The sequence below is a fragment of the Parabacteroides chongii genome (assembly GCF_029581355.1).
Lineage (GTDB): Bacteria > Bacteroidota > Bacteroidia > Bacteroidales > Tannerellaceae > Parabacteroides > Parabacteroides chongii.
In genome coordinates this window covers 2,190,409-2,212,242 of record NZ_CP120849.1, presented here as the reverse complement: position 1 = coordinate 2,212,242, position 21,834 = coordinate 2,190,409, and the positions used below count along the sequence as shown (strand labels likewise).

Annotated in this window: 19 protein-coding genes and 2 riboswitches; of the genes, 12 read left to right on the top strand and 7 right to left on the bottom strand. The window is 45.7% G+C overall.

Annotation, left to right across the window (positions count from 1 at the left end):
- Nucleotides 1–2: 2 nt before the first annotated feature.
- A complete protein-coding gene (locus tag P3L47_RS08295; protein ID WP_122363691.1) occupies nt 3–1,745 on the bottom strand; it encodes an N-acetylmuramic acid 6-phosphate etherase in 1,743 nt (580 codons plus the stop codon).
- A 534-nt stretch (nt 1,746–2,279) separates the two neighbouring features.
- On the opposite strand from P3L47_RS08295, the gene P3L47_RS08290 reads away from it, so the two are divergent.
- The 10 genes from P3L47_RS08290 (at nt 2,280) to P3L47_RS08245 (ending at nt 11,113) form a co-directional block, all read left to right on the top strand.
- Complete coding sequence (locus tag P3L47_RS08290; protein ID WP_122363690.1) at nt 2,280–3,614, top strand: threonine/serine exporter family protein; 1,335 nt, start codon at nt 2,280–2,282, stop codon at nt 3,612–3,614.
- Between the two features lie 365 nt (nt 3,615–3,979).
- Nucleotides 3,980–5,497, top strand: coding sequence for a F0F1 ATP synthase subunit beta (atpD, locus tag P3L47_RS08285; RefSeq protein ID WP_122354306.1), 1,518 nt, complete (start codon nt 3,980–3,982; stop codon nt 5,495–5,497).
- Between the two features lie 6 nt (nt 5,498–5,503).
- A complete protein-coding gene (locus P3L47_RS08280; protein ID WP_122354307.1) occupies nt 5,504–5,743 on the top strand; it encodes a F0F1 ATP synthase subunit delta/epsilon in 240 nt (79 codons plus the stop codon).
- A gap of 12 nt (nt 5,744–5,755) precedes the next feature.
- Nucleotides 5,756–6,187 (top strand): hypothetical protein, encoded by a 432-nt coding sequence (locus P3L47_RS08275; protein ID WP_122363689.1) that lies wholly within the window; start codon nt 5,756–5,758, stop codon nt 6,185–6,187.
- A complete protein-coding gene (atpB, locus tag P3L47_RS08270; protein WP_183668324.1) occupies nt 6,165–7,223 on the top strand; it encodes a F0F1 ATP synthase subunit A in 1,059 nt (352 codons plus the stop codon). Before P3L47_RS08275 ends, atpB begins: the two co-directional genes overlap by 23 nt.
- Before the next feature lie 52 nt (nt 7,224–7,275).
- The gene (gene atpE, locus P3L47_RS08265; RefSeq protein ID WP_122354310.1) at nt 7,276–7,533 is read left to right on the top strand and encodes an ATP synthase F0 subunit C; all 258 of its coding nucleotides are present in this window, start codon (nt 7,276–7,278) and stop codon (nt 7,531–7,533) included.
- Between the two features lie 14 nt (nt 7,534–7,547).
- A complete protein-coding gene (gene atpF, locus P3L47_RS08260; RefSeq protein WP_122354311.1) occupies nt 7,548–8,048 on the top strand; it encodes a F0F1 ATP synthase subunit B in 501 nt (166 codons plus the stop codon).
- Between the two features lie 3 nt (nt 8,049–8,051).
- The gene (locus P3L47_RS08255) at nt 8,052–8,594 is read left to right on the top strand and encodes a F0F1 ATP synthase subunit delta (RefSeq protein ID WP_122354312.1); all 543 of its coding nucleotides are present in this window, start codon (nt 8,052–8,054) and stop codon (nt 8,592–8,594) included.
- Between the two features lie 12 nt (nt 8,595–8,606).
- Entirely contained in the window at nt 8,607–10,187 is a 1,581-nt protein-coding gene (atpA, locus tag P3L47_RS08250; protein WP_277783299.1) for a F0F1 ATP synthase subunit alpha, read from the top strand.
- Between the two features lie 68 nt (nt 10,188–10,255).
- Nucleotides 10,256–11,113: a F0F1 ATP synthase subunit gamma gene (locus tag P3L47_RS08245; protein WP_122363685.1), complete on the top strand. Its 858-nt coding sequence runs from the start codon at nt 10,256–10,258 to the stop codon at nt 11,111–11,113.
- Nucleotides 11,114–11,215: 102 nt separating this feature from the next.
- Here the strand turns inward: P3L47_RS08245 and P3L47_RS08240 are convergent, their stop codons facing one another.
- The 5 genes from P3L47_RS08240 to P3L47_RS08220 form a co-directional block, all read right to left on the bottom strand.
- Nucleotides 11,216–12,892: a putative transporter gene (locus P3L47_RS08240; protein ID WP_277783298.1), complete on the bottom strand. Its 1,677-nt coding sequence runs from the start codon at nt 12,890–12,892 to the stop codon at nt 11,216–11,218.
- Between the two features lie 276 nt (nt 12,893–13,168).
- Nucleotides 13,169–13,365: riboswitch (cobalamin riboswitch) on the bottom strand.
- A 118-nt stretch (nt 13,366–13,483) separates the two neighbouring features.
- Nucleotides 13,484–15,016, bottom strand: a complete 1,533-nt coding sequence (locus P3L47_RS08235) for an acyl-CoA carboxylase subunit beta (protein ID WP_277783297.1) — start codon at nt 15,014–15,016, stop codon at nt 13,484–13,486.
- 1 nt (nt 15,017) lies between these two features.
- Entirely contained in the window at nt 15,018–15,539 is a 522-nt protein-coding gene (locus tag P3L47_RS08230) for an acyl-CoA carboxylase biotin carboxyl carrier protein subunit (RefSeq protein WP_277783296.1), read from the bottom strand.
- Nucleotides 15,540–15,575: 36 nt separating this feature from the next.
- Nucleotides 15,576–17,090: an acetyl-CoA carboxylase biotin carboxylase subunit gene (gene accC / locus P3L47_RS08225; RefSeq protein WP_277783295.1), complete on the bottom strand. Its 1,515-nt coding sequence runs from the start codon at nt 17,088–17,090 to the stop codon at nt 15,576–15,578.
- Nucleotide 17,091: 1 nt separating this feature from the next.
- Nucleotides 17,092–17,307: a cysteine-rich CWC family protein gene (locus P3L47_RS08220; RefSeq protein ID WP_122354320.1), complete on the bottom strand. Its 216-nt coding sequence runs from the start codon at nt 17,305–17,307 to the stop codon at nt 17,092–17,094.
- A 59-nt stretch (nt 17,308–17,366) separates the two neighbouring features.
- Nucleotides 17,367–17,565, bottom strand: a riboswitch (cobalamin riboswitch).
- Between the two features lie 285 nt (nt 17,566–17,850).
- Here P3L47_RS08220 and P3L47_RS08215 point away from each other — a divergent pair.
- Entirely contained in the window at nt 17,851–20,058 is a 2,208-nt protein-coding gene (locus P3L47_RS08215) for an anaerobic ribonucleoside triphosphate reductase (RefSeq protein ID WP_122363678.1), read from the top strand.
- Between the two features lie 42 nt (nt 20,059–20,100).
- The gene (nrdG, locus tag P3L47_RS08210; RefSeq protein ID WP_122363677.1) at nt 20,101–20,601 is read left to right on the top strand and encodes an anaerobic ribonucleoside-triphosphate reductase activating protein; all 501 of its coding nucleotides are present in this window, start codon (nt 20,101–20,103) and stop codon (nt 20,599–20,601) included.
- A 75-nt stretch (nt 20,602–20,676) separates the two neighbouring features.
- Here nrdG and P3L47_RS08205 read toward each other — a convergent pair whose 3' ends face one another.
- Entirely contained in the window at nt 20,677–21,606 is a 930-nt protein-coding gene (locus P3L47_RS08205; RefSeq protein ID WP_277783294.1) for a helix-turn-helix domain-containing protein, read from the bottom strand.
- Nucleotides 21,607–21,834 lie beyond the last annotated feature (228 nt).

Below are 21,834 nucleotides of genomic sequence, written 5' to 3'. Positions count from 1 at the left end.
CTTCATTCGTCAATTGAGATTTTCCTGATTGTCTGATTTAAGTTATAGTTATTTTCTTTCAGTTTGTCCAAAGCTTCCGCGTCAGACAAGCCAAATAAAATCCGGAGTATCCCGACAGCCCGTTCCCTTAATTTCTCATTGAGACATTCCAGTTCCGTCATATAACAGCCATATACTTTCCCTAGTCGAATCATGACGGTTGTCGAAATAAAATTAAGTACCTTCTTTGTCGCGGAACCAGCTTTCATCCGAGTACTGCCGGCGATTAATTCTCCCCCTGTATTCAAAGGTAAGACATAATCACAAAAAGGAAGTTCCTTATCAACAGCCTGAATCATAACCGATAAAGCCCCCTCTTTTTTTGCATAAGCTAACGCGGACTGCACATAAAAAGCCTTTCCGCTTACGGAAATACCAATAACCACATCCTTCTGTGAAACATTAGCCATTAATAATTCTGGAACAGCACTTGCATCCTCCTCGAAATTCTGTTCTATATCTATCGCGGCATCCGTTATACCCCCAGAAATAAACGTTAACACCTTATCTCGCGGAAAACCAAACGTACAAGCTAATTCTACCGCATCTATCGCAGCTAAACGCCCACTTGTTCCACATCCTACATAAATCAACCGGCCTCCATTTGACAATTTAGGAACAATCTGATCGATAATAGATTTGAGAACCGGTAATGAATCTTTCAATCTCGATCCGGCCTCTTGTTCCAACATAAACAACTTCTCCAACACAGAGGCCGTATCCAATTTGTTTAACATAAGAGAGGCGTCATACGGTTGTTCCGTTCGCATATCGGAATAAGCTAAAACCTGACGGTTCTCAATAACAAAACTATTCCCTCTGGCCAACAACACAGCTCCAATCAACGGTAATTGATTGCCTTCCTTAAAAACACGTACTCGTAACTTTTTTTGGTTATACATGGGATAATGGCTCAAACACTTCTCTAATTTTGATTCCAAATTCCAATCCAATGAAGTAACGGCATTCGCTAATCCGCCCGCTATACAAAACTCCTCAACCCCATAAATCACAGAAGAAGAATAAATCACTCCGGCCAGATTATCCAAATAAGTATTCCTTAAATTTTCATGTTCTTTTTCTGTAAAGAACTCACATAAACTATTACTGTTTCCCAACCGAGCATATTTCGATACACCGACAAGAGTATCAAAATTAGAATCTGGTTGTGTATAAACCGATCCTAAAAGAGGCAACTGAACCGAAGCCTCACACCATCTTCGTCCATTTCTCAACACCACAAAACCCAACCCGGTACCAATAGGCGCTATTCCATAACAAACGTTACCGGATAAATAATCTAAACTCGCCGCACCAATACAAGCCGCTTCCGCATCGTTAATTAAAACAACCGGGGCTCCGATTTGTTCTTTCAAATAGTCGATCCACTCCTTTGACATCAATGCACTTAAATGAGAAGCACATAATGCCACTCCACTACCGTCATAGTGAACGATACCCGCAGACGAGATCCCAATCCCATCTATTTTCCTCGCATCAATATTCAAGTCCCTTAACAAGAGTTCCAAACTCTGAATAAAATCATAAACTGTCGCCTCACGACCTAAATGGCTACTCACCCGAACCGGCTTCTTATGACGACACTCCATAGCCAATTGTCGGGCCGAACAATCATCATCGCATGAGACAAGCATTCCTTTTAACCAGGATCCACCAATATCAATCCCTAAAAAATGTTTTTTCATTTCTTATTCACAATAATCTTTTGTTGATTTATCATATATATAACGCATACATCAATTAGAATTAACGCTCGATAGTTGAAACACATTTTTTAAGACCGGTACCAAGAAACTGTTAATACCCAAAGCAAATTCCAAAGAGAAAAACAATAAGGCAATCACATATAACATGCTTGTGTGTTGAATTTTCATTTTCGATTGATAAAAAATTTAATGTTAAAAAGTCCGTACCTTTAATCTTTATCGTATCAAATCCGAACAATACTCTAATATTCAATCATTATAAAATACTCGATCCGATTCCTGCACAATATTCGCAAAATTTATCGACACCTACAAATAAACGACCAGAAATTTCATCAATTCACAAAGCCTACATTCTATATTGCAGATCCGGACGATAATTTACACTTTACCTTCTACTTGGCCTTTCCCTTTTGAACATAACGAGGAAAAGTAATATCTTTACACCCCGAATTGGTTTCATTGTTACCGTTCGTTTAGGTTATTAGATACATTTAAGGATTAGACAAAAAGATGACAGACAAGGAAGTATTGTTACTGCGACGCAAATTGGACCTTTTGCTGCGTACAGGCAAATTATTGATGGAAAGTGCTGCCGACACCAACCGTATTGAACGGAATATGAAACGAGTAGCAGCTTTTATGGGTATCCCGGAAGAAAAATTACATATCGATATCCGGTGGACGATGATCATGGTGAATGTGAGCGATGAAAGGAACTCGTTTTCCAAATTCCAGAAATGTGAGAAACATGGCATTAACATGACCACTATCTCACAAGTCAGCGACCTCTCCTGGCATGCCATCGAAAAAGATTATTCGCTGGACAAATACGAAGAAGAACTGGAAAAGATAGCCCGGAAACCACGCAACTATGTACCTTATATTGTCGCTATCGGTGCAGGATTTGCCTGTGGAGGATTCTGTAAACTGTTCGGTTCCGACTGGATTGCCTTTCTGTTCGCTTCCATTTGTGCATTCATTGGTTTCAGGGTACGTGCACGATGCGTTGAAGCCGGCTTAAACGTATATATGAGCATAGCACTAGCCGCTTTTATAGCCACCTGTACAGCATACCTCTCCTCTTTTTCGGGCTTATCCGAGACACCCTACCATCCGCTACTCGCCTGTGCTCTGTTCATTGTGCCGGGAGTGCCGCTGATCAACTTTGTGGACGATATGCTCGACAACCATTTGCTGGTTGGGATGACACGTGCCGCCAATACCGCTATGATGGTAGGTGCAATGACTTTCGGTATCGCATTCGCGCTGCGCATACTGGTCATGAATGATGTTGCGATCGACCATAAATTCAGCGAATTAAGCATGGTTCCCCATGATCCTTATTATGTTTATGCAATCGCCGCTGCTATCGCTGCTATGGGATTCTCAATGATATTCAATATACAGCGCCGCCTGTTATGGGTCGTTGCCGTTGGTGGTATCATTGCTGTGTGTACCCGTAACTTTGTGAACTTCGAACTCGGTTACGGTCCTGTGATCGGCTCGTTCATGGGAAGTTTCGTGGTCAGCCTCCTGGCTGTCAAGGCAGTCCATTGGTTTCATGTCCCCAACCATGTATTAACGATCCCGTCGGTAATCCCTATGATCCCCGGAGTCCTGATGTACCGCTCCCTGTTAGCTTTCATCAACCTGCACGGAGTGATCGGCGAGGTAACGAATGCATTCTTCAACGGTATCAATTCAGCCCTTATCATTCTCTGTATTTCACTGGGAGTTGCCGTTCCGAATATTTTTGCCCGTCAATACATTGCAAAAGACCGGAAAAAGTATTTGCAGGAAGAATTGGAGAAACGCCGGCAACGTGGCAAGTTCCTAGAATGGTAAAAAATAATTTTCCGAAGATAAAACAAGGGGCTGCCTATACTATTTTAGGCAGCCTCTTACATATATTAATATAGGGAGAGGAATAATTTCCTCTTTTTTTAACAATGAGAAACACAACAACTGTTTTCGACGGACTTTGCATTCAACCCTAAAATAACCGCTTATTGACAAATCAGAGGGGGCTTTACGCCCTCGAATTGTTCCATATTTCATAATGGTTGGTTTATTTCAGAACACAACACAATTTAGTTTAAAGTTTAACTAAGTGCAAAAAAGCCAAAAAAGTAATATCTTCGGTTTTCCGGCGGGTTGTTTTCGTAATATTGCAGGGTTGAAAACAAATTGATGAGGTTAAAAAGAATTGTATGGGAGAAACAAAAGGTTATGTTTCGCAGGTTATCGGTCCGGTAGTGGATATTCACTTCGATAATGAAAAAGAAGAGAAAATTGTGTTACCACGCATCCATGATGCCATGGAGATAACCCGCCCCAATGGAAAAGTGCTGATTGTTGAAGTACAGCAGCATATTGGGGAAAACACAGTCCGTACAGTGGCTATGGACACGACGGACGGACTGCAGCGAGGAATGAAAGCCGTATCATGCGGTTCGCCCATTACCATGCCTGTTGGAGACCAGGTAAAAGGGCGTTTGATGAATGTGACCGGTGATTCGATCGACGGGATGGAAGAACTGGATCGTAAAGGAGCTCTTCCCATCCATCGTGAACCACCGAAGTTTGAGGATTTAACAACCAGTAAGGACGTCCTTTACACAGGTATTAAAGTGATCGATCTGCTGGAACCTTATTCCAAGGGTGGTAAAATCGGACTTTTCGGTGGTGCCGGCGTAGGTAAGACAGTTCTTATCATGGAACTGATCAATAACATTGCCAAGAAGAACAACGGATTCTCTGTTTTCGCCGGTGTAGGTGAACGTACCCGTGAAGGTAACGACCTGCTGCGCGAGATGATCCAGTCGAACGTGATCCGTTATGGTAAGGAATTTAAAGAAAGTATGGAAGCCGGTCATTGGGACCTGTCGAAGATAGACCATGAAGAACTGGCGAAATCGCAGGCTACCCTGGTATTCGGGCAGATGAACGAACCCCCGGGAGCACGTTCTTCGGTAGCCCTATCCGGTTTAACAATAGCCGAATCGTTCCGCGACCTGGCTCCGGAGGGCGAGACACGCGATATCCTGTTCTTTATTGATAATATCTTCCGTTTCACACAAGCCGGTTCGGAAGTATCCGCCCTGTTGGGTCGTATGCCGTCTGCCGTAGGTTATCAACCGACCCTGGCAACAGAAATGGGTGCTATGCAGGAACGCATCACTTCGACAAAGAAAGGCTCCATCACATCCGTACAAGCTGTGTATGTGCCCGCCGACGACTTGACAGACCCGGCTCCGGCAACCACCTTTACACACCTGGATGCAACCACCGTGTTGAGCCGTAAGATCACGGAGCTCGGTATCTATCCGGCTGTCGACCCGTTGGAATCGACTTCCCGTATCCTCGACCCGCTGGTTGTCGGCAAAGAACATTACGAAACAGCCCAGCGTGTAAAACAGATCCTCCAGCGTAACAAGGAATTGCAGGACATCATCTCAATCCTGGGTATGGAGGAACTTTCGGACGAGGACCGCCAGACGGTTAACCGCGCCCGCCGCGTACAACGCTTCCTGTCGCAGCCTTTCGCCGTGGCGGAACAGTTCACCGGCGTACCGGGCGTAATGGTCTCTATCGAAGATACGATCCGCGGATTCAATATGATCATGGACGGAGAGACAGACGATATCCCTGAACAGGCCTTCCTGAATGTAGGAACGATTGAAGATGTGATTGAAAAAGGAAAGAAACTGGCAGAACAAGCAAATTAATAAAGCATGGAACTGGAAATCATATCCCCCGACGGCATTTTATTCAAAGGAGAAACGAATTATGTATCCTTTCCGGGTACGGCAGGCTCGTTCGACGTGCTGCCTCATCACGCTCCGATGATAGCTGCCCTCGAAGCAGGGGCGATCCGGTACCAGGCAAATGGGAAAGAAGAGCAACAGGAAATAAATATACAGAGCGGATTTGTCGAGATAAAAGACGATATCCTGTCCGTATGCATCGAATAAAAAAATACGATCATGAGCGGTAGATTAAGAATGAAGCTAATGGGCTTGACTACCTTTATTAATGTAGTTATCGGCGTCTCTTTGGGGGGGCTGTTATACACCATCTGGCCTTCACACTATTTTGAGTGGTATCCGTCAATACCGGTATTCTATTGGTTAAGCAGTATGTTAATGATCTTTTTTCTGGATCATGTGAAACGGAAACACGGAGACGTTACAGTAGTTACTTATATGGTAGTCCGTCTGTGCAAGTTCACCCTCGCATTAGTTTTCCTTTGGCTCTACGCCGTCTTGGTCAAACAAAACCTGAAAGCTTTCGGTTTTACGATGATGTTGTTCTATTTCATTTATCTTGTGCTGGAAACATATACATTGTATCTGTTTGAGAAAAAGAGAATGAAAAGTGAAAAGAAAGAAAAAGATGAGCAGAATAAAAAACAATAGCCTGTTATGGTTTACCTTCTTGTTACTGGCGTGGATCTACTTTCCGGCAAGTGCTGCCGCTGAAAGCAAACCGGGTGAGGTGGATGTGCAGGATATCGTTTTTTCTCACATCAAAGACGCTTATACCTGGCATATCACGGAATGGAACGGAAAGGAAATATCCATACCCCTTCCCATCCTGCTGAAAAGTGAAGAGCGCGGATGGGACCTGTTCCTCTCCTCGCATCTGCATCATGGGAATGTGCATCACAACTACTATATTGCAGAAGAAGGCGATCATGCGGGGAAGGTAGTGGAGAAAAACAGCAAAGGAGAAGAAGTCAAACCGCTGGACCTGTCGCTGACCAAAAATGTCTGCGGCCTGTTGCTCAGTTGCGGGATACTGCTTTTCATCATCCTCAGGACAGCCCGATGGTATAAGAAGCATCCGAATGAAGCTCCGGGCGGATTTACGGGATTGATGGAAATGGCGGTCATGTTCATCCACGAAGGAGTGGTGAAGGAAGGGATCGGTAAGGAATACAAGCCTTTCTCCTCATACCTGCTGACGGTGTTCTTCTTTATCCTGATCAATAACCTGATCGGTATCATTCCGGTATTCCCCGGAGGTGCCAACATCACAGGTAATATTACGATCACCGCCGTACTGGCAGTTTGTACCTTCCTGGCAGTAAACTTGTTTGCTACCAAGGCGTACTGGAAAGAGATATTCTGGCCGAATGCCCCTATCTTCCTGAAACTGCCTTTGCCGATCATGCCCTTCGTGGAATTTTTCGGCGTATTCACAAAGCCGTTTGCCCTGATGATCCGTCTGTTTGCCAATATCATGGCAGGGCATACGATCATTCTGGCACTGACTTGCCTGATATTTATCACCGCCTCGATGGGGACAGCTATCAACGGCACGATGACAGTCGTTTCCGTATTGTTCACCGTGTTCATGAACTGCCTCGAACTGTTGGTGGCATGCTTGCAAGCCTATATATTCACCTTACTGTCCGCCAACTATATCGGACTGGCCAAGGTACGGGAATAAACAAACATATTATTAAAAACAAGGTTACTAATTCATTTAAAAGATTGAAACTATGTTATCAGCAATTTTATTACAAGCAGCAACAGCCGGTATGGGCATCGCAAAACTTGGAGCAACCGTAGGTGCAGGATTAGCCGCTATCGGCGCAGGTATCGGTATCGGACTGATTGGAAAAGGAGCAGTTGAAGGAATCAGCCGCCAGCCGTCGGCAGCCGGTGATATCCGTACATCCATGCTTATCATGGGTGCGTTGGTGGAAGGTGTCGCCCTGTTTGCGATCGTAGTATGTTTCTTAGGATTGTTCCAATAAAATAAAAGCGAACTATGTCATTGCTCACACCAGACGCAGGGCTTTTATTCTGGATGATCCTTTCTTTCGGAATCGTCTTTGTCATTCTTTCCAAGTATGGCTTTCCGGTCATTATCAAGGCCGTGGAACAACGGAAAGAATACATTGATCGTTCCCTTGAATCGGCTCGCCAGGCAAACGAACAGCTTGCCGGCATCCAGGCCGAAGGAGAAAAGATTCTTGCCCAGGCAAGAGAGCAGCAGAATACGATTCTGAAAGAAGCCCTGGTCGAAAAAGAACAGATTATCAGCGAAGCCCGGCAAAAGGCTTCGGCTGAAGCGCATATGCAACTGGAAGAGGCTACCCGGCGCATCCGGGAGGAAAAAGACAAAGCGATCCGCGAAGTCCGCACCGAGATAGCCGACCTGTCCGTTGCCATTGCAGAGAAAGTAATGAAAGAGGAGATCAGCCGCACGGATGAACAGGAAAAGATCATCAACGGACTGCTCGACAATGTTTCGTTTAGTAAATCATAATATATGGATGTAGGTACAATCTCTTCCCGGTACGTCAAAGCACTCTTTTCACTGGCAAAAGACAAGCAGCAAGAAACCCGGGTATATGATGATATGAAGATGCTGGCCGTCAGTTTCGAGCAGGAGCCGGGACTGAAAGCCGTACTGGATAACCCGATCTTTCCGGAAGAGGAAAAAGTGAAGTTGCTCAAAACGGCTGCCGGACTGGAAGTCTGCGAGCTGTTTATCCGCTTTATCCGCCTGGTACTTCAGCGCAAAAGAGAGAGCTTGCTACCGCTTATGGCATACATTTATATCCATATGTACCGGAAGGATAAAAAGATTACCCGGGTATTATTCAAAACTCCCGTTCCGGTAGACGAAGCTACGCAGGAACATTTGAAGGAACGGCTGAAAAAGGAAACCGGCAATACCATCGAGTTCATGGGAGTGACGAGACCGGAACTGATCGGAGGTTTCGTGCTACGCATCGGTAACTACCGGATAGATGCCAGCTATGCCCGGCAACTCCGGGAGATCAGGAATCAGCTAATCGAAAAAAATTAAAAAGTAAAACGTATGACAGACCAGATAAAAGTAAGTGAAGTTTCCGCCATATTACGCCAGCAGCTGGAAGGTATTCAAACCAGTATCCAGCTGGAGGAGGTAGGTACCGTACTCCAGGTGAGCGACGGTGTGGCGCGTATCTACGGACTGGATAATGCCGAGGCCAACGAATTGCTACAGTTCGACAACGGTATGGAGGCTATCGTCATGAACCTGGAAGAAGACAATGTGGGTGCCGTACTGCTCGGCCCGACCGATCAGGTGAAAGAAGGCGATACCGTAAAACGTACTCGCCGTATCGCATCCATCAACGTGAACGAAAATATGATCGGACGTGTAATCGACCCGCTGGGAAACCCGATCGACGGAAAAGGGGAGATTACCGGTAAAAAATACCAGATGCCTCTGGAACGGAAAGCACCGGGCGTGATTTTCCGCCAGCCGGTAAACGAACCGTTGCAGACCGGAATCAAGGCAGTCGATGCCATGATCCCTATCGGACGCGGACAACGTGAGTTGATCATCGGCGACCGCCAGACGGGAAAGACCTCTATCGCCATCGACGCGATCATCAACCAGCGCAGTAATTACGAAGTCGGGAAACCCGTTTATTGTATATACGTTGCAATCGGACAGAAAGGTTCGACCGTGGCTTCCCTGGTCAATACATTACAGGAAAAAGGAGCGATGGACTACACGATCGTGGTCAGCGCTACGGCTTCCGACCCGGCTGCCATGCAGTACTTCGCTCCTTTCGCCGGAGCGGCTATCGGCGAGTTCTTCCGCGACAGCGGACGCCATGCACTGGTCGTTTACGACGACTTGTCCAAACAGGCAGTAGCTTACCGTGAAGTATCTCTGATTCTTCGCCGTCCTTCCGGACGTGAAGCCTATCCGGGTGATATTTTCTATCTGCACTCCCGTTTGCTGGAACGTGCAGCCAAGATCATCAACCAGCAGGAAGTGGCAAGCGAAATGAATGACCTGCCGGAAAGCATGAAAGATCTTGTGAAAGGTGGCGGCTCCCTGACTGCCCTACCGATCATCGAGACACAGGCCGGCGACGTTTCCGCCTATATCCCGACGAACGTGATCTCTATCACCGACGGACAGATATTCCTCGAAACAGACCTGTTCAACCAGGGTAACCGCCCGGCTATCAATGTGGGTATTTCCGTTTCCCGTGTAGGTGGTAACGCCCAGTTGAAAGCGATGAAAAAGGTGGCCGGTACACTGAAGATCGATCAGGCGCAATTCCGCGAGTTGGAATCGTTCACTAAATTCGGCGGCGAGATGGATGCGGTTACGGCCTTCACGATCGATAAAGGACAAAAGAATACACAACTGCTGATACAGCCCCAATACAACCCGATGCCCGTGGAACAGCAAATAGCAATCCTGTACTGCGGTACACAAGGCTTGTTGAAGGAAGTTCCGTTGAATAAAGTACACGAATTTGAGAAGGCATTCCTTCAGACGTTGATCACCAATCATCAGAAGGACGTACTGGATGTATTGAAATCCGGTGTGATAAACGATGAAGTCCGTAATATCCTGGAAGAGACGGCAAAACAATTGAAAATTGAAAGTTGAAAATTGAAAATTACAATAAGCAACATTTAATTTTCAATTTTCAATTCTCCATTTTCAATTAAAAAGATATGTCATCACTGAAAGAAATAAAAGTTCGCCTTGCGTCGATCCGGAATACGCAGAAGATCACTTCAGCCATGAAGATGGTGTCTTCTGCCAAGCTGCATCATACGCAGACGATTATCGAACATTTGCTGGTATACGAGAACAAGCTGAGCGCCATACTGAGCGGGACCTTGTCTGCCGAGAATGATTTGAATTCACCTTATACAGCAGTGCGTAAGGTGAAACAGGTCGCTATTGTCGCTTTTTCATCCAATACCGGATTATGCGGTATTTTCAACGCCAACGTATGGAAGGAGCTGTCTGCCCGCCTCCACCAATATGAGGCGGACGGTATCGCCGTACACATTTATCCGGTCGGAAAGAAAATAGCGGACGAGCTGCATAAAGCAGGTTACCAGACAGACGACAGCTTCCTGACAATCGGTGACAAACCGGCTTACGAAGATGCAGCACGGCTGGCTACGGCATTGATGGACTTATATACTACCGGGCAAGCAGACCGGGTAGAACTGCTTTACCATCATTTCAAGAATATGGCGGAGCAGGTGCTGACTGAAAAAACGTTCCTGCCGGTCACCTTACCGGAGACAGACCCGGCAAAGGAATCGCTGAATTATATCCTGGAACCGTCGGCAGAGCAACTACTGGCTTTGCTGTTGCCCAAAGTTCTCCACCTGCATATCTACACGACTTTGCTCGACACCGTCACGGCTGAACATGCCGCCCGCATGCTCGCCATGCAGACGGCCAACGACAATGCCAACGACCTGATCCAGGAACTGACATTGCAATACAATAAAACCCGCCAGCAGGCAATCACAAACGAATTGCTGGATATTATGGGCGGGAGTGGTCAATAATCTTCTACTTATAATGATCGAAGCCCCGGCGAATCACTTCGGCGGGGCTTCCGGCTTTAAAATTATTATTGAACAATTTTCTAACAACCAAATCTATTAAATTTAGCAGAAGAATAATATCATTAATTGGGCAGTCAGTACGCGCAGGAACATGGTAAACGGATAAACCGTCGCATATCCGACTGCAGGAGCGTCGTTGCCTGCCGTTGCATTCGCATAAGCCAACGCAGGAGGGTCGGTCGTACTACCGGCCAGTAATCCCATCAGCGTAAAATAATTCAGTTTGAAGAAATACCTGCCGGCAAAACCGATAATCAACAGCGGTAACATCGTTATAATAAAACCGTAACCGATCCAGGCAAATCCCCCTTTATTGACAATCGTATCCACGAATCCGTCTCCGGCACTCAATCCGACACAAGCAAGGAACATGGTTATACCGATCTCCCTCAGCATCAGGTTGGCACTTTGGGTTGTATAAGTAACCAACTTATAACGATATCCGAAGCGGCTCAACAGAATAGATACGACCAACGGACCACCCGCCAAACCGAGTTTGATCGGTTGTGGGATTCCCGGGACAGTGAATGGGATACTACCTAAAATAATACCCAAAGCGATGCCAATAAAAATAGGGATCAGGTTAGGCTCATTCAAACGCTTCATCGAATTACCCAATATCGTACTCACCTTATCGACAGCCAGTTCACTACCGACCACCGTTACGCGGTCGCCCACCTGCAATTGCAGTCCCTGAGTAGCCACCAATTCGACTCCGGCACGGTTTACACGCGTCACATTGATACCGTGCAAACGCCGTAACTGCAAATCACCCAAACGGGAACCGGTCAGCTCCGGTTTGGTAACCAGAATACGACGGCTCACAAAAGCACTTTCAGCAGGGATCCACTGTTTACGGTCCATTTCAATTTCGGGACCGACAAAAGTTTTTATAGTCTCTGCGTCATGCTCTGTTGTGATCACAAATATCTTATCATCCTCATCCAGAATCGTATTGCCGGTCACGATCTCGACTTTATTGCTCTTCTTCCGCCAAATACGGGATATCACATATTGCCGGTGTTCGAGAAAAGCGCCGAGTTCCATCACCTTCCGTCCGAAAAGTGCGGGATTCTTCACGACAAGCGATATGGGAGTCGCTTCACTGTTATGCACATCGTTCTCCGCTTCCAGTTGTTCTGTCTCTTTCTCAAAACTGATATGAAAAATGTAGCGGACAAACAACATGGAAAGGATAATACCGACAACCCCCAGCGGATAAGCGACAGCATATCCCAGTGCGATCGTTTCATTCGATGTACCCGTCATATCGGTAAAAGCCTGTTGGGCCGCACCTAAACCAGGTGTATTTGTTACCGCTCCCGACAAAATACCGACCATTGTCGGCATGGGAATATCCGTTATGAAATGAATGACCAAGGCCGTTACAACGCCGAGGAAAACAATTCCGCAAGCCAACCCGTTCAATGTCATCCCCCCCTTTTTGAACGAAGAGAAAAAACCGGGACCGACCTGCATACCGACAGAATAAACGAACAGGATCAACCCGAACTCCTTGAAGAAATGGATCACGGCTGGATTAATGGTAAAACCGAAATGTCCCAGTAAGATACCGACAAACAACACCAGGGTTATACCCAATGAGATACCGAATACCTTGATCTTGCCTAACTGGATTCCCACAGCGATCACCAGCGATAACAAAAGAATAGAATGCCCTATTCCCTCTCCCCACAGCAGTTCACTTATCCACTCCATAATTATTTATTTTTCAGATATGCAGATGAAATATCAAAAGCATAAAAATTATCCTTTACATGCTGAACACATGAAGGGCACAGGCAATCCTTATAATAGACCCTGATAAAAACCTGCTGGCATTGATCCAGACCGGTAAATACATGCTGATCTTCCGGCGAAAAGCCGTCACAACCTGATAACTTCGCGCCACAACGCGCACAAAGCTTCTCCATAAATGTTACCTCCTTAAACGATAAATATTCTTTTCGAACTACTTTTCTAACCCACGAGAAAAACAGCCTTTAATGAACGGCAGGTCTTCTGACTGACTCCCATCCTGAAGCCTTCCCGACAAACGTCAGTGGCATTAGTTGTTTTCAGAATGTTGAACGGAGCTCACAGCAGCGGGACTGTCCGGGATTTACACCCGATTCCCTTTTAATCCACATCATCCGACCAGACGATACGGAACCAATTCGACGGCAAAACTACAAAATAAAAAGATATAACAACTATTTAATCATAAGTTTTTTACAATAAAAAAATCCCTGCCAGCCTCACGGTCGACAGGGATTGCCATTCATAAATTCTAACAACAAAATCAAATCGTTATAATGGCATATTGCCATGTTTCTTCGGCGGATTGCTCAGGCTCTTGTTCTTTGCCATCTCCAGCGCCTGTATCAGTTTGAAGCGAGTCTGCCTCGGCATGATAATCTCATCGATAAATCCTTGTTCGGCTGCCCGGTAAGGATTGGAGAATTGCTCGGTATACTCTTTCATTGCCTGTTCTTTTTCTTCGCCGGTTGCTTTTCGGTACAGGATATTCACAGCACCTTCAGCTCCCATCACGGCGATTTCAGCCATCGGATAGGCCAGGTTTATATCGGCTCCGGTCGGTTTGCTCGACATCACGATATAAGCACCGCCATAGGCTTTCCGGGTAATCAGCGTGATCTTGGGAACGGTCGCTTCCGCATAAGCATACACGATCTTGGCACCGTGGCGGATAATACCGTCATGTTCCTGCTGGCAACCGGGCAAAAATCCCGGAACATCTTCAAATGTGATCAACGGGATGTTGAAACAATCGCAGAAACGGATAAAGCGTGCCGCCTTATCGGAAGCATCGATATCCAACACACCCGCCAGAAATGCCGGTTGATTGGCAACGATACCTACCGAACGTCCGCCCAAGCGGGCGAAACCGACTACGATATTCTTTGCAAAATGAGGCATTACCTCGAAGAAATAATGATTATCGACAACCGGTTCTATAATATCTTTGATATCGTAAGGCACATTCGGATCATCCGGGATCACCTGCTGCAAAGCTTCATCTTCACGCCGGACATCGTCGGAACAGGAAACGACCGGTGCATCCTCCATATTATTTGAAGGAAGGAAACTCAACAATTCACGAATACTCATTAATGTTTCCTCTTCCGTATCGCACATAAAATGGGTGACACCGCTTTTACTACTATGCGTATAGGCACCTCCCAGTTCTTCCTTCCCCACTTCCTCATGAGTAACCGCCTTGACTACATCCGGTCCGGTAATGAACATGTGGCTTTTATCCTTTACCATAAAGATAAAATCGGTCAATGCCGGAGAATAACAGGCCCCACCGGCACAAGGTCCCAGAATAGCCGAGATCTGAGGAACGACACCCGAGGCCATCGTATTCTGATAAAAAATAGAAGCATATCCGGCCAGGCTGTTCACACCTTCCTGGATACGGGCTCCTCCCGAATCGTTCAGGGCAATGACCGGTGAACCGCTTTTCAGTGCCAATTGCTGAACTTTCACTATTTTGGCAGCATTCGTCGCGCTCAACGTACCTCCGTAGGCTGTAAAGTCGTAGGCATAGACAAAGACTTGCCGTCCGTCTACTTTACCGTAGCCGGATACAATCCCGTCACCGGGGATTTTATTCTTATCCATGCCGAAATTCGTACAGCGGTGAACCACAAATTTATCCAATTCGTTGAACGTCCCTTTATCCAGCAACATATCGATCCGTTCGCGGGCTGTCATCCGGCCGGATTCATGCTGCTTTTCGATACGGGTAATACCACCTCCCTGCGAAGCTGTCTTATCCAGTTCTTCAAAGGTCTTATACAACTGTTCCTTTCCCATTTTATTCTTCTTTATCTGTTATTACGTCCAGCAACAGAAGAACCTGGTTGCTTGCTACCGAATCTCCTTCTTTGACCAATACCTCACGTACCGTACAGGCTGAACTTACCTTATAATTACTCTGCATCTTCATCGCCTCTATCACGACGACGATATCACCGGCTTCCAGACGGTCGCCTTTCTCCACCAACACTTTCACGACTTTTCCGGGCATAGGAGAAACGATCTTGTTATCCTGCCGCTCTTCGCTGCTCTTACGCATACGCAGATATTTCATCTGTGTATCGACAATATCGACGGCATAAGACAGGAAATGTGTATTCACCGTATAACTTTTGCCTCCTTCTCCCCGGATCAGTTCGGCATTATACGAATTACCGTTGTGCAAAATAGAGCAGGCACCGTTCTCGGCCATCATAATATCGACTTCATAAGGGACACCGTCTATCGTCAACTGCACCTTATTCCCTTCCTTGCTGACCAGCGATACATCCGCCACTCTTTTTCCTATATGTATTTCCATAATGAATAATTTTCTAATATGCTAATGAGCCAATTATTAAATGCGCAAGACGCCTTTCTGAAGACCGAACTCACGCCAGCGGCTGATAGGACGGTTATCCGACGCCAACCCCGACTTGTTTTCCTCCAGGTTGATCAGATAATCGATACAGGCAGCGATCATAGCCACATTCTCGGTTTCCGTACCGCTCTCACTTACCGGATGCTGTAATTGTTCCGCATTTTTCGCAATAAAAGAAGTATCATATTTCCCCTGTACAAAATCAGTCGTATCCATGATCCGGCGTAGATAGCTGATATTGGTTTTCAATCCGGTGATCTTGTATTCGTGCAGTACACGCCGCATACGTTCGATTGCATACTGGCGGTTAGTCGCCCATACGATCAGTTTGCCGATCATCGGGTCGTAATAAACCGGTATCTCATATCCTTCGTACACATAACTGTCCACACGGACACCGATGCCGTTCGGTTCCGTCAGTTGCCTGATCACACCGGGAGACGGCATAAATCCGGCTTCGGTATCTTCCGCACAGATACGGCATTCGATAGCATGGCCACGCTGGGCTATCTCTTCCTGACGGATATGGAGCGGCTCATCGTTAGCCACCCGGATCTGTTCTTTTACCAGGTCGACACCCAATACTTCTTCCGTGATAGGATGCTCCACCTGCAGGCGGGTATTCATTTCCAGGAAATAAAAATTCCGATGTTTGTCCACCAGAAATTCGATGGTACCTGCACCGGAATAATGAACGGCCTTTGCCGCAGCAACAGCTTTCTCTCCCATATCTTTCCGCAATTCAGCCGTAATAAACGGTGACGGGCTTTCTTCTACGATCTTCTGGTTACGCCGTTGTACCGAACATTCACGTTCGCAGAGGTGGATCACGTTCCCGTGATTATCGCCCAGAATCTGAAATTCGATATGATGGGGCTCTTCCACAAACTTCTCCAGATAAACAGTATCGTCTCCAAAAGAAGAAAGAGATTCCGAACGGGCGGAATTATAGGCTTCCACCACCTCTTCCTCTTTATAAATAAGCCGCATCCCTTTTCCACCGCCGCCCATCGATGCTTTCAGCATCACAGGAAAACCGATCTCCTTACAAACCCGAACTGCTTCTTCCGCACTCTGCAACGGCTGCTGTGTTCCGGGAACTACCGGTACGCCGGCTTCGATCATACGTTTGCGGGCAGAGATCTTATCTCCCATCGCTTCCATCGTTTCAGGAGCCGGACCGATAAAAATGATCCCTTCTTCCTTACATCTCCGGGCAAAAGCGGCATTCTCCGAAAGAAAGCCATAACCGGGGTGAACAGCATCTGCCTTATGAAGTTTGGCTGCCTGAATAATTTTTTCAATATCCAGATAACTCTCTTTGGAGGCCGCAGGGCCTATCAGGCAAGCTTCATCGGCATAAAGCACGTGCCGGGCAGCCCGGTCGGCTTCCGAAAATACAGCCACAGACTGTATTCCCATCTCCCGGCAGGAGCGCATCACACGCACCGCGATCTCACCACGATTTGCGATCAATATTTTCCGTATCATATCAATGCTTTAAATGTTTATAGCGGGGATTCACCTCGCAGGCATAGAAATATTTCTTTATCTCATTCAAACAGGAATTGCATAAGCATCCCGGATAATGCATCTTTACATAAGCAAGCTGGAGCTCATCCAATTTCACAGGTGCACAATGACAGGCAGAGATATCGTCTACCCGGCATACAAAGGAGACCCCACAACGCGGACAATCTTTCTCCATAATCTGATAATTTTTGAAATAAACAATCTTTTCGAACCCGTATCCTAACCCACGAGGACATGAGCCTTTAATGAATGGCAGGTCTTCTGACTTACTCCCATTCTGAAGCCTTCCCGACCTTCGTCAGTGGCATTAGTTGTTTTCAGAATGTTGAACGGAGCTTCACAGCAGCGGGACTGTCCGGGATTTACACCCGATTCCCTTTTAATCTGTATCACCCGACCAGATAATACAGAACCGATTCGGTGACAAATGTAGAGAAATTATTACACATTTTATTCCAAATTGTGCATATTTTTTATTGGGACGCATAAGAGGCTGATAATATAACAGTTAGAAGAGAGCTCACCATTGACTATCCATTTGGGAAAACATTTCTTACTTTAAAAATCAAAAAGTTTTCCACTTTCACTGATTTCATATCTAATAATCAGCGATTTGACATAATTTAACTCGTTAAAAGTTTTCCAAAAAGAACACCATATATAGTTTAAGCATACCTTTGTTGGAGTAAAAACAACATAAATAATTATCAATTTTATCATGATACAAACAGTTATCAAACGGGATGGACGTATCGTCGGATTTAATGAGGAGAAGATAGTAACAGCGATACGAAAAGCCATGCTGCATACAGAAAATGGGGAGGATTTGCAGCTGATCCGCCAGATTACGGATCATATTTCATTCAAAGGAGAACCACAAATGACAGTGGAAGCGATTCAGGATGCAGTCGAACTGGAACTGATGAACAGTAGCCGTAAAGACGTAGCACAAAAATACATCGCTTACCGCAACCAGCGTAGCATTGCCCGTAAAGCGAAAACGCGCGACATGTTCCTGGAAATTATCAATATCAAATCGAACGATATCACCCGTGAGAATGCGAATATGAACGCGGACACGCCTGCGGGTATGATGATGAAGTTCTCCAGCGAAACGACTAAACCGTTCGTCGACGACTATTTGTTAAGCGAAGAGGTAAAAGAAGCCATCTCCAACAATTACCTCCACATTCATGATAAAGATTATTACCCGACCAAGAGTCTGACATGCGTTCAGCATCCGCTGGACCGCATCCTTAAATATGGTTTCTCTGCCGGACATGGTGAATCACGCCCGGCAAAACGTATCGAGACAGCCAGCATCCTGGGCTGTATCTCTCTGGAAACAGCTCAGAACGAAATGCACGGCGGACAGGCAATCCCGGCTTTCGACTTCTATCTGGCTCCTTATGTACGCAACAGTTTTATCGAAGAGCTAAAAACACTGGAAGAGTTGAACGGAGCCGATTATTCGCACCTCTACCAGGTAAAAGTTGATGATTACGTAAATGCTCCGTTAGACGGCCTGACAGGCGACCAGCGGATCATACAGCATGCTATCAACAAAACGACCAGCCGTGTACATCAGTCGATGGAAGCCTTTATCCATAATATGAACACCATCCACTCACGTGGCGGCAACCAGGTAGTATTCAGCTCTATCAACTACGGGACAGATACTTCGGCCGAAGGACGTTGCATCATCCGCGAAATACTGAAAAGTACCTACCGTGGTGTCGGTAACGGCGAAACAGCTATCTTCCCGATCCAGATATGGAAAAAGAAACGTGGCGTAAGTTATCTGCCGGAAGATCGTAACTACGACCTGTATACACTGGCCTGCAAAGTTTCTGCCCGTCGCTTCTTCCCTAACTTCCTCAATCTGGATGCCACATTCAACCAGCATGAAGACTGGAAAGCAGACGACCCACAACGTTACATGTACGAGGTAGCAACCATGGGATGCCGTACCCGTGTATTCGAGAACCGTTTCGGACCGAAAACTTCTATCGGACGCGGTAACCTCTCCTTCTCTACCATCAATATCGTACGCCTGGCTATCGAATGCATGGATATCGAAGATAAGGAAGTTCGTATCGCTCGTTTCTTTGCGAAGCTGGATGATATGTTGGAAGTGACCGCCCGCCAGCTTCACGAACGTATGGAATTCCAGAAAACAGCTTATGCCAAACAGTTCCCGCTATTGATGTCCTCACTTTGGCTGGGTAGCGAGAAACTGAAACCGACCGACACGATCGCCTCTGTTATCAACCAGGGTACACTGGGTATCGGATTCATCGGACTGGCAGAATGTTTGGTTGCGCTTACCGGCAAACATCATGGCGAAGATGCAGCTTCCCAGGAATTAGGCCTGAAGATCGTAACGTATATGCGCGACCGTGTCAATCAGTTCTCTGAACAGTATCAACATAATTATAGCGTATTGGCAACTCCGGCAGAAGGCCTTTCCGGCAAATTTACCGGAAGAGACCGTAAGAAATTCGGGCCATTGCCCGGCATTACCGACCGCGACTATTATACCAATTCGAACCATGTTCCGGTATATTATAAATGCAGCGCCCGTCATAAGGCGGAAGTGGAAGCTCCTTACCACGCACTAACCGGTGGTGGTCATATCTTCTATGTCGAAATAGACGGCGACGCAACCCACAACCCGGAAGTGATCATGAAAGTGGTCGATATGATGGACAAATATAATATCGGATACGGCTCGGTAAACCATAACCGTAACCGTTGCCTGGATTGCGGTTTTGAAAATGCAGATGCCCACATGGAAGAATGCCCGAAATGCGGTAGCAAGCATCTGGATAAGTTGCAGCGTATCACCGGTTACCTGGTAGGCACAACCGACCGCTGGAACAATGCCAAACTTGCCGAATTAAATGATCGTATTATTCATAATTGATAATTTTCATTGGCATATTAACTCATTGACACATTATTTTTTATGCTTTCAATCATAGACATTATAGAAGATACAACCGTAGACGGTCCGGGATTCCGGACCGCTATCTACGCTGCCGGATGCCCGAATCAATGCCCGGGCTGCCACAATCCGGAGTCATGGGATATAAAGAAAGGTAAACCAACCCCGACGGAAGAGATATTGGATAAAGTTCTGGCAGATGAATTTGCGGACGTCACTTTTAGCGGCGGTGATCCGATGTTCCAGCCGGAAGAATTTACCGAACTGGCTCGTGCCATTAAAGAAAAAAGTCAAAAAAATATCTGGTGCTACACGGGTTACCAATTTGAGAAGTTATTGCAAAACCCTAAACAAGCGGCTCTCCTCCAATATATCGACGTACTGGTAGACGGTAAATTTAAACAGGCTCTGCACGACGAAAGCCTTTTGTTTCGTGGCAGCAGTAATCAACGTCTGATCGACGTGAAAAAATCATTAAAAGAAAACAAAGTAGTCTTCTATAACTATAATCCGTTTATTTGAAAAGACTTTTTCAACAGAGGTAGGTCCAAATTCATTTACACCTACCTCTAATTTATATTTCTTCCTATTATCTTCTTATTTTCCTCCAAATGCTCTTCCGGTGACATACTGTTGTTTAAACATAACCGGTGAGACTCCTTTATGTTTCTTGAAGAACTTTCCAAAAGAGGACTGATCTGAAAAATTCAACATGTCGGCTATCTGTTGAATGGACAAATCCGGATTCCGCAAAAGAATCTCGGCTTCGCGCATCAACGCTTCACCGATCCATTGATTGACAGTCCTTCCACTGAAACTTTTCATTATACGCGACAGGTACTCGGGGGTAATGCACAATTCACCGGCATAGAAAGAAACGGAATGTTCTGTCCGGCAATGTTTGTTCAGTAACTGGATAAACAGGAAAAGCAATACATCTTTTGCCGGTGGATTCGGATTTACTTTATGCCGGTTTGCCTGATAGACAATGTTATTCATCTCCAGTAAAAAGCCACGGAGTTCGTTCAGGATAATATCGCGTTGCCATGCATGTTCCGTACGGTCGATATTCCGCTCGATACGGCAGAGGCAATTCTCCAATAAAAGACCTTCCTCTTCATTCAGATGTTGGATAGGACGACTATGCAGGGAAGCGATATAAGCAGCTGGCATACGACGGCTGTTCAACATGATCTCGGAAAACAGATTGCGTTCGATGATCAGATGATAGCCTTTGAAATCGGAAGAAAAACGGAAGTTCTTTACCGAGTGCATATCCATTATATTCAATAATAGATTATCAGACAAATGATAGGTAAAATCATCTATGGTAATCTCTATATCTCCTTGACGAACCAGAAAAATAGAAAAGGCATCCAGGCGGATAGAAACATCTTCTTTGAATCCGGGATTCCTGTGATTGTTACCATCCATTTTCACAATAACCAATTTATCCTGATAGGACTTCAGATTCATTTTAAAACGAAGCAAGTCCGCAATACTCAGCTGCAAAAAAGATTCTTCCATATCCATTTTTATAAGGTTGCAAAGATAGAAAATATATTGGAAAGCAGCTTTGGACGGACCTTCATACAACCATTTTGCAGACGTCCGCAAAATGGTTCTAAAAGTATCTGGTAGACAACCTTCCCTGTTCAATTTTGGAACAAATATATTCATTTTCCAACCACAGCTATTATCTCTAAAAGTCGGATATTTGCACCGGTTATTAGTTAAGGCAGTATATATCAATGA

Excerpts from the sequence above, each read along its gene's own strand:
- atpE (WP_122354310.1), top strand. The coding sequence starts at position 7,276 with ATGTTATCAGCAATTTTATTACAAGCAGCAACAGCCGGTATGGGCATC.
- P3L47_RS08240 (WP_277783298.1), bottom strand. The coding sequence starts at position 12,892 with ATGGAGTGGATAAGTGAACTGCTGTGGGGAGAGGGAATAGGGCATTCT.
- nrdG (WP_122363677.1), top strand. The coding sequence starts at position 20,101 with ATGCTTTCAATCATAGACATTATAGAAGATACAACCGTAGACGGTCCG.
- P3L47_RS08280 (WP_122354307.1), top strand. The coding sequence starts at position 5,504 with ATGGAACTGGAAATCATATCCCCCGACGGCATTTTATTCAAAGGAGAA.
- P3L47_RS08290 (WP_122363690.1), top strand. The coding sequence starts at position 2,280 with ATGACAGACAAGGAAGTATTGTTACTGCGACGCAAATTGGACCTTTTG.
- P3L47_RS08295 (WP_122363691.1), bottom strand. The coding sequence starts at position 1,745 with ATGAAAAAACATTTTTTAGGGATTGATATTGGTGGATCCTGGTTAAAA.
- P3L47_RS08255 (WP_122354312.1), top strand. The coding sequence starts at position 8,052 with ATGGATGTAGGTACAATCTCTTCCCGGTACGTCAAAGCACTCTTTTCA.
- accC (WP_277783295.1), bottom strand. The coding sequence starts at position 17,090 with ATGATACGGAAAATATTGATCGCAAATCGTGGTGAGATCGCGGTGCGT.
- atpF (WP_122354311.1), top strand. The coding sequence starts at position 7,548 with ATGTCATTGCTCACACCAGACGCAGGGCTTTTATTCTGGATGATCCTT.
- P3L47_RS08275 (WP_122363689.1), top strand. The coding sequence starts at position 5,756 with ATGAGCGGTAGATTAAGAATGAAGCTAATGGGCTTGACTACCTTTATT.
- atpB (WP_183668324.1), top strand. The coding sequence starts at position 6,165 with ATGAGCAGAATAAAAAACAATAGCCTGTTATGGTTTACCTTCTTGTTA.
- atpA (WP_277783299.1), top strand. The coding sequence starts at position 8,607 with ATGACAGACCAGATAAAAGTAAGTGAAGTTTCCGCCATATTACGCCAG.
- P3L47_RS08245 (WP_122363685.1), top strand. The coding sequence starts at position 10,256 with ATGTCATCACTGAAAGAAATAAAAGTTCGCCTTGCGTCGATCCGGAAT.
- atpD (WP_122354306.1), top strand. The coding sequence starts at position 3,980 with ATGGGAGAAACAAAAGGTTATGTTTCGCAGGTTATCGGTCCGGTAGTG.
- P3L47_RS08230 (WP_277783296.1), bottom strand. The coding sequence starts at position 15,539 with ATGGAAATACATATAGGAAAAAGAGTGGCGGATGTATCGCTGGTCAGC.
- P3L47_RS08205 (WP_277783294.1), bottom strand. The coding sequence starts at position 21,606 with ATGGAAGAATCTTTTTTGCAGCTGAGTATTGCGGACTTGCTTCGTTTT.
- P3L47_RS08215 (WP_122363678.1), top strand. The coding sequence starts at position 17,851 with ATGATACAAACAGTTATCAAACGGGATGGACGTATCGTCGGATTTAAT.
- P3L47_RS08220 (WP_122354320.1), bottom strand. The coding sequence starts at position 17,307 with ATGGAGAAAGATTGTCCGCGTTGTGGGGTCTCCTTTGTATGCCGGGTA.
- P3L47_RS08235 (WP_277783297.1), bottom strand. The coding sequence starts at position 15,016 with ATGGGAAAGGAACAGTTGTATAAGACCTTTGAAGAACTGGATAAGACA.